The organism is Mesorhizobium helmanticense (assembly GCF_003034915.1).
Taxonomy (GTDB): Bacteria; Pseudomonadota; Alphaproteobacteria; order Rhizobiales; family Rhizobiaceae; genus Mesorhizobium; species Mesorhizobium helmanticense.
In genome coordinates, this window is sequence record NZ_PZJX01000059.1 from 1 (window position 1) to 9465 (window position 9465).

Below are 9465 nucleotides of genomic sequence, written 5' to 3' on the forward strand. Positions count from 1 at the left end.
ACATCGGGTCTATGCCGCAAATCCCTGAACGCGAGTTAAGTTGATAACGCCCGACAGCTATCGGTTCACCCGGGAAGTTGACCTCGATGTCGCTCTTGACGACTTGCACTTTCACCGGACCGCCGACGGGCTGAATGTTAAGCGCTTACTAGGTCACAAATACTGCCACGCGGATATAACCTGGACACACCGGTGGCCACGCTAACAACCGGCATGCAAGCCATAGCGATATGCAGGCTGCTTCCGCCACTGAAGCAGGGTGATCCCCGAAAGCGATATGCCTAGCCTAAGGATGACGGATCGGCTCTGCTCCGCGATCGTTCTCTCCTCGCGCATCAGTCGGGTGACCGGAAGTGATGCTACTTCTAGGACTGGACAATGAGCACCCGAGGTTTATTAGCTGAAATGCAAGCGAATAGCAGTGTGTACCTTACGCAAATGGCAGCCAAACTGGATACCGACCACGAACGGCAGTGGCTTGATGCTGCCCTTCAAGGCGCTTTGAGCATTCTGCAGGATCGAATGGCCGAGCAGGACATGCTTCGAAGGCCGAGCCGCGCTGGTCGGCGCGGCATGGAAATCTTGCTCAAGGGGCATCGCCTTCTGAAGCTGAGAATGGATGCCAATCGGAACCACCCCCGCGCGCATCTACATATTGATTACCACCATTCAAAGCACATGGCCTCTTATGCGATCGACAATAGCGAACTGCTTGCGGGCGACGGGAGCTATGACCGTGTTGTGAAACCGTGGATTGCCGAACACCAAGCGAATCTTATGCAGGTTTGGCGAGGTTTGAGGGCCAATGGCGTCGACGATGCAATCGTGGCGGAGCTACGCGGCAGCACATTATGAAGTGATCATCGATTTGCAGAGATCGTTGGATAGCGTTCGAGGTGACGCTTCACAAGGAGATGTCAGGAGCGCTGGTAGCGCCCAATGTCTCTGCTATCTGGGAGGCAATTCGGCCCCGGAAAGTCGCGTTTGAGTCAAATTCGTGCCGTAGCGAACTCGAACACGACAACTTGAACGGGTCGATTCCCGCGGTACAGCGAACGACCGGTTTGGAGAAGCGCCACGAACGGCAGCTCATGGCGCGGAGTTGCCGACCGACATCGGGTCAAAGTTGCATAAATACGGACCGGAGCTTGGGTCGCGAGGTGGTCTAAATAATCCCAGATCGATACGAGCCGAGCCTTCATTGGTCGCGGTGATTTGTGGCAACTTCGCCGCCCCCTGTAAGCCATCTTGCATCGAACCAGCGGTCTGCCGGCCCGTCATAGGGCAGCCGCGTGACATCCCAGTGGCTGACGAAGCGCGCGTAGGCGTCCCAGACCGGTGGCCCGCCGCCGATGAAGACAACACGGCCGGCAAAGCGCTTGAGCGTGTCCTCGGGATCCATGCTGGAGCGAACGACGACAAGTTCCCGATCCGCGCGTGCAAAATCCGGAACGCTCGCGATCGTCTTGGGGCCGGCGAGCAAGACGTGTCCTCTGGTGATGTCGAAAAACCGTGCAACGTCGGCGACGAACTCCGGCGACCGGTTGCCTTCCCAGGGAAGGCCGCCATTCAGGCCGAGCTGCCCCGCTTGGCCGATGGCACAGATAATCCTAACGACAGTCTTCTTCATGAGTATGCCCCGATAGATAGCCGGTCTCAGCCTAAGGCAACTTCTTCGACGACAATGATCGATAGACCGTCGTCAGCCGGATCAATCAGCTTTGGTGCTTATCCGCTCCATCCGCGGCACGTTCCAGGGCGACCATTTTCTTGACCAGGGCCAGCAGATCGCGCTTGGTGCCGTGCGGCAGAGACACGACCTGTTGCGCGAGTTCCATGGTGTCGCGCGCTTCCTCCGGCGTACGGCCCCATAAATGCGGGGCAGCACTGAACAGCATTTCCATCGGCATGAACCCGAGGATTTCGCACAGGTGGATCATGCGCGTGACGTGCATTTTTGAGAATGCGCGCTCATAGCGGCCGTAAACCTGCATCGAAAGGCCAAGCAAGGGCGCGAGCTCGGCGCGAGTCAGATCCTTGTCCTCGCGCGCCTTGCGGATGAAGGTGGCAATTCTTTCATCGATCTCGCCGAGGGTTTTGATCCCTTCGAACCCTGGGCGGCGGAAAACAGGCTTGTCGATCTCGGGATCGATCGTCTCAATCAATTCCATTTTGTTCTTATAGGCGTCCATATCCTTAGGCACGTCCTCTCCCTTCTCGCTTTTTTCCAGTCGCGGACATGGCGACGACCTCAATCAAACATTCAAAACGGGATTGACCGAAGCACGCTCTGGCACTCACTTGCATAACGAATTTCCGCAGGCGAGGGATTGGGGACCTCAGGGCTGTGCTGCGCCATGGTTCTTTCCAGCGGAAGCCTGCATCCATAACGCCCTTGAGCTGGCGCGGGGATAGGCACAGCCCACTGAGAGAAAATCAGCGCGCCCTGGCTGCAACCATTCGCCAAGTACCCGGTTCGCCCTCGAACACAGCTTCGACAAGTTTTTCCCCATCGACCCACCCCAGATGCGCCAAGAGTTCGCACGCGATAGAATCTTTGCCGAGACTAATACATCGCTTCACGGTAACCGTCGACCCGGTCCCGTGCATTGAGATATCCCAATTGGATAAGCGAAACAGCTCGCCTTTGGCAGTTTCGTCAGACGGCCGGATGGACGCATCGAGAGCGGATTCCCTAAGTCCGTTCAATAGGGAAGCGGCCTTTGAGCCTTCACCAAAGTCGAAGCCTTGGCTACCGACGAACGGTGCGGCGTAGATGCCAATAAGGATACCGATCGTCATCCCGAGCAGGAAGCTTCGGCCGCCCACGGATCAATAGCCGTTGTCTCGGAGAAACTGGTCGATGGCCGCCTTTATAATCACCGTCATCTTGATGTCGTTGTCGAAGGCGGCCTTTTGCAGTCGCATCTTCGTGTCGTAGTCCAAGGGGCAATTGACGTAGTGCTTGGCTTCCCGCTCGTGCGCTCGCTTCAGGTCGCGCAGGCGATAGCGTCCTTCCTCCTGAGACAGAGCACGTTCGATCGCTTTGCTCTTGCGCTCTTCACCGCTCGGGTTTGGCAGACTGCGCCGCGGCCGTTCCCTTGTCGCATCCGTTTCTGAAACCAGCGCCGCTGCTGGTTCCCTTGCAGCCGTTCGCACCTCTGCCCCTACCGACACAGAGGCTGGTTTCATTGCGGCTTTGGATATGGCTGGCTTCGGCCGTCGCGGAGCGATCGGAAAGTCAGAGACGGACAGTTTGCCTTTAGACATTTCCCACCTTTTCCCGGTTTGCCGCGAGATGGCGATCGAGCTCGGCCACAAACGCCGCAATCTCCGCGCGGCCCTTCATGACCGGATCGGTCAGCTCGAGCATCTGCAAGGTGCCGAGGCCGTTGCGGATTTCGCGGTAGCAATTTCTTTCGGCGAGCTCGGTTTCCATCAACGTCGATTCATAGCCGTTGTCGCGAAGATTGGCGATGAACGGACGGATCAGCCTGTAGGCCTCGAGCACGCGGCCCGGAAGGGCGATGCGCGTCACCACGTTGACGTGGGGAATAGTGCGCCCCTCCCTGTCGCCAATATCCGCCGTGATGGTGGCGGCTTCGCCGGCCGCCTTAATTTCATCCTGGTTCGGCTGAATTGGCGTCAGCACCAGGTCGGAGTTGCGGATGATCGTATCGCGGATAACGCTGTCGATGCCCGGTGAGTCCATCAGGATTACGTCATAGACGCCGTCTTGGTCGGCCAGCACGGTTTCAATGCTTCGCTGCGTTGCCGCGCTGTGCAGCTCGATGTTGGCCGGAAGATTGTCCTTGGCCTCACATCGCTTCCACCATTCGGCGAGGTTCTGGCGCGGATCGGCGTCGATCAGAAGAACCTTCTTTCCCTGAATAGCGTACTCGCCGGCAACGAGGATAATGGCCGTCGTCTTCCCGGCGCCGCCTTTTCCGCTGATCGCGCAAATTCTTCGAGGCATGTCTGATCCCTCTTTTGACGCCCCCAAAGCCGAACGCGGCGGACCGTCGCCACGCTCATGCATCCTGTTGGGCAACTGCATTTCCAAACGAAGTGAATGCTTGCGTTCGCATGGCGTTTTTACACGATGCGATCACGCCTCACCATCCCAAGGTGTGATACTTCAATCACACCTTACGTTCACATCGTAACGTCATGGCATGTGAACACATCGTGTGAACAAGTCGTGTGAAACTGGAATGGTGCGCGCGCTGGCGTTGAGCAAACCCTGGAGCCCTCGCCAGTCGACCGCAATTTTCCCTCGTTTGGCCAAAGAGGCCGTCAGCGCCGCCGCAGGCCTTGCCGCTCCCTTTGTGGTGAACCCCGGAGCCGCGCGAAGGCCGTCTGTGACGCTCGCACGCAGCCGGCCAGGGCGAAGAGCGGAGCGTCCCTTGCGGGCGAGTACGAGGGGCACACAAAGGCCGACAACGCGGTCCTGGAGGTGAACCCTGGAGAGCGTTTTAACGTTTGATGGGCAGGGGCGAAGGCCCTGCTCATGGTCGCGATAAAGTCGAGCGAAGTGTGGGCCGCTCGAAAAGTTGGTTCTATTGAGTGTGAATTTCACGTCTATTTATGGTGGCAGGATACGGAAAAATGTGCGACATTTTTCCCAACGATCGAGGAACCAGCCCTCGATGCCTGCCGCAAGCGCCAGAGAGGGGGCCCAAGGCCAATGGACGACGCGAAATTCGAGGTCCGGCTCGAGCCGGACCGGAAGGGTCGAATGGTGCATGCCCGCGTCAGCGCGGACGAATATGCAGCGATCGAAAAGGCCGCGAAGGCGGCCGACATGACGGTTTCGGGATTTTTCCGGTCTCTCGTTATTGAGGGTGCGGGTGTCCGGCCGATCCTGACCAAGGATGATCGGCTTGTCATGGCGCTGCTGCTGGAGGACATGCGCGCGATCGGCGTGAACCTGAACCAAGTGGCGCGATCAATAAACAGCGGCAAGAGCGTTCACCCGAGCGAGCTCGACATCAATCTTGGCAACGTGCAGCGCATCCAGGCGGCCGTGATGACGGAGTTGCGATCGTTGGCGAAGCGCGCCGGCCATATGCGGCGAGGGGAGGGGTAAGGCGTGGAAATCTTCTTCGGCGCCTTCACGAGCGAATGGGAGCAGCGCCGTTCGGCGTTTCTGCATGAGGCATCGCTTGGGCCAAAACGCCGTTCGTCGGCCGAAGACGAAATGAAGCGTCGATTGAAGGCGATGGCCGAGCTCGGCGGCGGCGGTGGTGCTGGTGGCGGCGGTGGCAGCCATCCGAAAATGCGGCGGCCGGCCGCCAAGCCGATCTTCGCGGCCGAGACGCGGGCAGCTGATGCGTCCCGTCCAATTGAAGCGCGGCTAGCGGCGGTTGCCCAGGGCAGCCAGCCCGCGGTTGTCAAAATGGCATCCTATGGCGGTGGCGCGAGGGTTGGGGCGATGCTGAATTATGTGTCGCGCGGCGGCGAACTCGCCGTCGAGAACGAGAACGGCGAGCGCATCAGCAGCCGCGAGGATCTGGCGCGGTTGCGGGGAGACTGGAACCATCTGTTCCAGAACCGTGCAGAGAGCCGCGATATCGGCAGCTTCACCGTAGAGATTGCGACTGCGGCGGTTTCGTCAGACGAGGCGATGCATGAGCTGGTCAGGACTAGTTTGACGAGCGCATTCGGCGATCGCCGCTACGCTTATGCGGTCACGCGCCAGGCCGACGGCGCGCTGACGGTTCAAGGGGTGGTGGTGCTCAGAAGCGGGCAGGGCGAGCGGCTGACTGGCGACGACAAGGCCGCCAGCATCATTCAGACGCGATATGACGGGAGTGCGGCTGCGCAGGATGTGGCTGCACGGTTCTCGTTCCAGGGCTACGGTAACGGTGTCGAGTATGGCGCCAGCAAATTGCGGAGCCTGGTCGAACTTCATGACGGCAACGTTCGCGACGACCGCGGCCAAATCGTTGGTGACGAAAAGCTCGCTGGCGACCTGGTGCAAAAGGAATGGCGCGGTGATCTGCACAGCCGCAAAGGCCGCGACGTGATGCACCTGATCATGTCGGCCCGGGCCGGCACGAATGTCGAGGCGTTTGAAAACGCTGCACGCGACTTCCTTGCCGAGCAGTTCGCCAGCCATCGCTACGTGTTTGCCATGCATGATCCGGCCAATGATCCGAAGGCAGAAGGGGAGGGGGGCAAGCGGCCACATGTCCATGCGCACGCGATCATCACGATGCGATCGGAATCGGGTGATCGGATCGAGACGACCCCTCAGGTGTTTCGGGAGTGGCGGGCCACAATGGCGCAGATGGCTCGGGCGCAGGGAATAGCGATGGAGATGACCGATCGTCGCGAGTTCGCCAGTCCGCCCGCCTTTACCCGCAATCAGGTGAGGCCGGTGAGCAGGGAAGGGCGGACCGAGCACGTCGGGACCAGCGAGGCGGCACAGGGACGGTACGACGCCAAGCGGGGCGGACGGCGCAGTCTGGCGAAGGCCGAAAGAAGCCAGGAGTATGCCATAAAGGCAACGCAGAGTTGGCAGAAAATTGCGCTCGCCAGTGGTGATCGGCGTGTTGTCGCTTATGCAGAACAGCAGAGGGATCGTTTGACAGCAAGCCTTTCGGCTGGTCAGACCGAAGCGAGCGTAAATGTCGTGCATGCAGATTTCGGGTCGAAATTCCGCGCCAATCTGGTAACCTTGCAGAAAGTCGTTTTGGAGGGCCAGGAAATGCGCGAGACAACACGAGCAGAGTTTGAAGCCTATGAAAAGAAGGTCGAGACCGCCTTGTTCCGGCTGGAACGGAGTGTCGGTCCGGACGAGCGAGACGACTTTGATGAAGTCGCGTCTGTTGCTCGCGAGCATGTGAACGGCCGACGCGAGCTCATGGAGCTTTACGAGATGAAGGGTCAGGCGCAGGCGGAGCAGGGAACCGCAACCGAGCGAGCCGAAAGCCCGGAGCGTCAAGACGATGCGAATGAACAGTGGGATGCGGCAGTCGCCAAACACGGTGAGGCGGTTGTCGAGGCGGCAAATGACGTTCTTATGGACATCGAAACCAGTCGCGAGGGTTTGGATAGAATTGAGGCCGGTGAGCTTTCCAACGATCCAAGGGTATTCCGATCTGATATTGAGCGCGGACTCGCTCGCGCGGCGGAGCTTGCCGTCCAGGGCAACACCTATATGCGCGAGGTCGCCGAGAAGGATCTGGACCTCAAGCGCGCTATCGAGGCGGCGGAGCAGTCCCAAGAGCGGCCGGCAGAAGAGCAGGGCAAAACCCCTGCAAATGTCGATGCCGTGACCGAACAGCAGCGAGATCTTCGCCCCGAGGAGGCCGAGCGCCGACCGGACGAACCGGCCGAGCAGGCTCACGAACTGGCGTCGACCGTAGATGCTACAAATCGGCTGCAGGATAAGTTAAACAGGGACAAGGAGGCCGCACAACGCGGGGGCGAGACGACGCGGACCGATCCGGCGCCACAGCATATTCCTCGCCTCGAGGAGTTGGAGCGCGAGGAACTAGAAAGAAGGGAACGCGACCGCGACGACCGGGACCGTTAGAGGATCATGTTTAATCGACAGGATTACATTTACCAGAGCAGCGACCCGAAGGGTGACGAGGGGTTTGGCAAGGTATTTGCAGTCGTCATCTGTTTCGTTTTCTTCCTGGGTGCACTGCAGGTTGCATATGAAACGGTGTCTGGCTGGTACCAAAACTTCATGCAGTGGGGCAGCGAAATGCTGGCTTTTTTGGCCGGATTTTGGCCGTTCTGATAGTTGCGGGGTCCCTGGCGCTCGAGTCTTATGCAAGGATGAGAAAATGGCAGACGATCCGAGCCGGAATCCGACTGCTGACGAAATAGCCGGTATGCGGTGGTGGAATTCGCTCACCGAGGCTGAGCGCGCGGACTGGCTGGCCCGGGCGGATTCGGCAGTGCCTGCCGAGGCTTGGGCAGTGCTCCGACACAAAAGCAAGGCACCGACGATGCCGGTCCGTCCGAATGGCACGTATGACGGGGTGGGTTCAACCGGTCACTGCAACACCTCCTGCAGCCTATCGGCCGGCGTTTCGAAGTCCAGGGATTTTCGCGGTCTCTGGTTGAGCCGCAGAGCGACATCGTCGAGTTGGGTCTGCGAGACGTGGGAGAAGTTGGTTGCTCTGGGGAAATACTGCCTGAGCAGACCGTTGGTATTTTCGTTGCTGCCGCGCTGCCAGGGACTGCGCGGATCGCAGAAGTAGACCTGTAGGTCGGTGGCAACGGTGAAGCTCCTGTGACGAGCCATCTCCTTGCCCTGGTCCCATGTCAACGAGCGCCGCAACTCTTCGGGCAATGTGCCGATCTTCTCGGCGAGGGCCCTCACGACGGTCGCCGAGTCCCTTCTCGCCAACTTCACAAGCATCGTGAACCGGCTGTGTCGCTCGACGAGGGTGGCGATGTTCGTGTCGTTAGCACCGGTGAGCAGATCACCCTCCCAATGACCTGGGATGGCACGATCCTCCGCCTCGACGGGGCGGTCGCGGATGGAGATCATATCGAGTATTTGTCCTTGCCCCGTCCGGCTCTGTGCGCCTTTGGCGAGGCGCATCTGTCGTTTGGTACGCAGGTGCGCTGTCAGTTCCTTCTTGAGCACCCCTCGCGACTGGATGAATAGACTGCGATAGATCGCTTCATGAGATATCCGCATGCTTGGATCGCCCGGGTACTCTCGCCTCAACCAGCCCGCTATCTGCTCCGGCGACCATTGCAGCGCCAGCTTTTGCGCCACCCGCCATCGTAGCCGTCCAGAGCATGCCAGGCGACACTGCTTCGGGCGCAGCGCTCGCTCCCAAGCATGCTTGTCAGCCCGGGTTGCACGATACGTTTGTGCACCGCCATTGCGCGAGATCTCGCGACATATTGTCGATGGGGATCGCCCGAGACTTCGTGCAATAGCGCGTATTGCGAGACCCGCCGCGATCCCGCGAGAGATCTCTTCGCGCTCCCCCAACTCGAGCGTCCAAGCCGCCCTACGCCTTGCTGACGAGCAATGCCGCCATGGACAGATACGATCCGCTGGACGCCGCCTTTGGTCCTGCGCTCCAGCGCTCGCGAGATCGACGAAATGCTCTGACCCTGCTTCCATCGCTCCCAGAGCTCAGCCTTCTGTTCTGCGGTAAACCAGACCCGTGACGTGACCATGCGACACCTCCTCATCTTCTCAGATTAAAGGTGTTGCAGTGACCGGTTGAACCCACCCGGCCATCCGCGTCGCCACGTCCCGCCGATCAATTTGTGACGGCAATTGAGAGCGACAACCCGCCGAGCTTTACAGCCAAAAGGAAAGTCGGCCGCCCATCTTTCAATGAGCATTGCCTGAACCCGCCGACCTGCGGATTGCCAGTGGCCCCGCGATTCGCAGCTTTGCCGGAACGAAGGCATGCCGTCTAGCAATGTAGGCGTGTACAGTTCCAGGTGTCGCTTGGCAAATAAACGTAAGAATGC

The 9465-nt window shown here is 59.5% G+C and carries 9 protein-coding genes and 1 pseudogene; 4 read left to right on the forward strand and 6 right to left on the reverse strand.

Going from position 1 to position 9465, the window contains the following annotated elements:
* Nucleotides 1-378 precede the first annotated feature (378 nt).
* Nucleotides 379-855 carry a DUF4160 domain-containing protein gene (locus C9427_RS30325; RefSeq protein WP_107652707.1) on the forward strand — a complete coding sequence of 159 codons (477 nt, stop codon included), beginning with the start codon at nucleotides 379-381 and terminating at the stop codon, nucleotides 853-855.
* Between the two features lie 343 nt (nucleotides 856-1198).
* On the opposite strand, the gene C9427_RS30330 is transcribed toward C9427_RS30325, so the two are convergent.
* The 5 genes from C9427_RS30330 to C9427_RS30350 all read right to left on the reverse strand — a co-directional run bounded on the left by C9427_RS30330 (nucleotide 1199) and on the right by C9427_RS30350 (nucleotide 3976).
* Nucleotides 1199-1630, reverse strand: coding sequence for a thymidylate synthase family protein (locus C9427_RS30330; RefSeq protein ID WP_107652708.1), 432 nt, complete (start codon nucleotides 1628-1630; stop codon nucleotides 1199-1201).
* 85 nt (nucleotides 1631-1715) lie between these two features.
* Nucleotides 1716-2192, reverse strand: a complete 477-nt coding sequence (locus C9427_RS30335; protein WP_107652709.1) for a helix-turn-helix transcriptional regulator — start codon at nucleotides 2190-2192, stop codon at nucleotides 1716-1718.
* A 244-nt stretch (nucleotides 2193-2436) separates the two neighbouring features.
* Complete coding sequence (locus C9427_RS30340; RefSeq protein WP_107652710.1) at nucleotides 2437-2802, reverse strand: hypothetical protein; 366 nt, start codon at nucleotides 2800-2802, stop codon at nucleotides 2437-2439.
* 30 nt (nucleotides 2803-2832) lie between these two features.
* Nucleotides 2833-3270: a hypothetical protein gene (locus tag C9427_RS34995; RefSeq protein WP_245437222.1), complete on the reverse strand. Its 438-nt coding sequence runs from the start codon at nucleotides 3268-3270 to the stop codon at nucleotides 2833-2835.
* The gene (locus tag C9427_RS30350) at nucleotides 3263-3976 is read right to left on the reverse strand and encodes a ParA family protein (RefSeq protein ID WP_107652711.1); all 714 of its coding nucleotides are present in this window, start codon (nucleotides 3974-3976) and stop codon (nucleotides 3263-3265) included. Before C9427_RS30350 ends, C9427_RS34995 begins: the two co-directional genes overlap by 8 nt.
* 711 nt (nucleotides 3977-4687) lie before the next feature.
* On the opposite strand from C9427_RS30350, the gene C9427_RS30355 reads away from it, so the two are divergent.
* Genes C9427_RS30355 through C9427_RS30365 form a run of 3 tightly spaced genes read left to right on the forward strand, consistent with a single transcriptional unit; the run spans nucleotide 4688 to nucleotide 7756 of the window.
* A complete protein-coding gene (locus C9427_RS30355; protein WP_107652712.1) occupies nucleotides 4688-5089 on the forward strand; it encodes a MobC family plasmid mobilization relaxosome protein in 402 nt (133 codons plus the stop codon).
* 3 nt (nucleotides 5090-5092) lie between these two features.
* Nucleotides 5093-7543: a relaxase/mobilization nuclease domain-containing protein gene (locus C9427_RS30360; RefSeq protein WP_107652713.1), complete on the forward strand. Its 2451-nt coding sequence runs from the start codon at nucleotides 5093-5095 to the stop codon at nucleotides 7541-7543.
* Nucleotides 7544-7549: 6 nt separating this feature from the next.
* A complete protein-coding gene (locus tag C9427_RS30365; protein WP_107652714.1) occupies nucleotides 7550-7756 on the forward strand; it encodes a hypothetical protein in 207 nt (68 codons plus the stop codon).
* Between the two features lie 258 nt (nucleotides 7757-8014).
* Here the strand turns inward: C9427_RS30365 and C9427_RS30370 are convergent.
* Nucleotides 8015-9162, reverse strand: a pseudogene (locus C9427_RS30370) (IS30 family transposase).
* Between the last annotated feature and the right edge of the window lie 303 nt (nucleotides 9163-9465).

Excerpts from the sequence above, each read along its gene's own strand:
- C9427_RS30325 (WP_107652707.1), top strand. The coding sequence starts at position 379 with ATGAGCACCCGAGGTTTATTAGCTGAAATGCAAGCGAATAGCAGTGTG.
- C9427_RS30330 (WP_107652708.1), bottom strand. The coding sequence starts at position 1,630 with ATGAAGAAGACTGTCGTTAGGATTATCTGTGCCATCGGCCAAGCGGGG.
- C9427_RS30335 (WP_107652709.1), bottom strand. The coding sequence starts at position 2,192 with ATGGACGCCTATAAGAACAAAATGGAATTGATTGAGACGATCGATCCC.
- C9427_RS30340 (WP_107652710.1), bottom strand. The coding sequence starts at position 2,802 with ATGACGATCGGTATCCTTATTGGCATCTACGCCGCACCGTTCGTCGGT.
- C9427_RS34995 (WP_245437222.1), bottom strand. The coding sequence starts at position 3,270 with ATGTCTAAAGGCAAACTGTCCGTCTCTGACTTTCCGATCGCTCCGCGA.
- C9427_RS30350 (WP_107652711.1), bottom strand. The coding sequence starts at position 3,976 with ATGCCTCGAAGAATTTGCGCGATCAGCGGAAAAGGCGGCGCCGGGAAG.
- C9427_RS30355 (WP_107652712.1), top strand. The coding sequence starts at position 4,688 with ATGGACGACGCGAAATTCGAGGTCCGGCTCGAGCCGGACCGGAAGGGT.
- C9427_RS30365 (WP_107652714.1), top strand. The coding sequence starts at position 7,550 with ATGTTTAATCGACAGGATTACATTTACCAGAGCAGCGACCCGAAGGGT.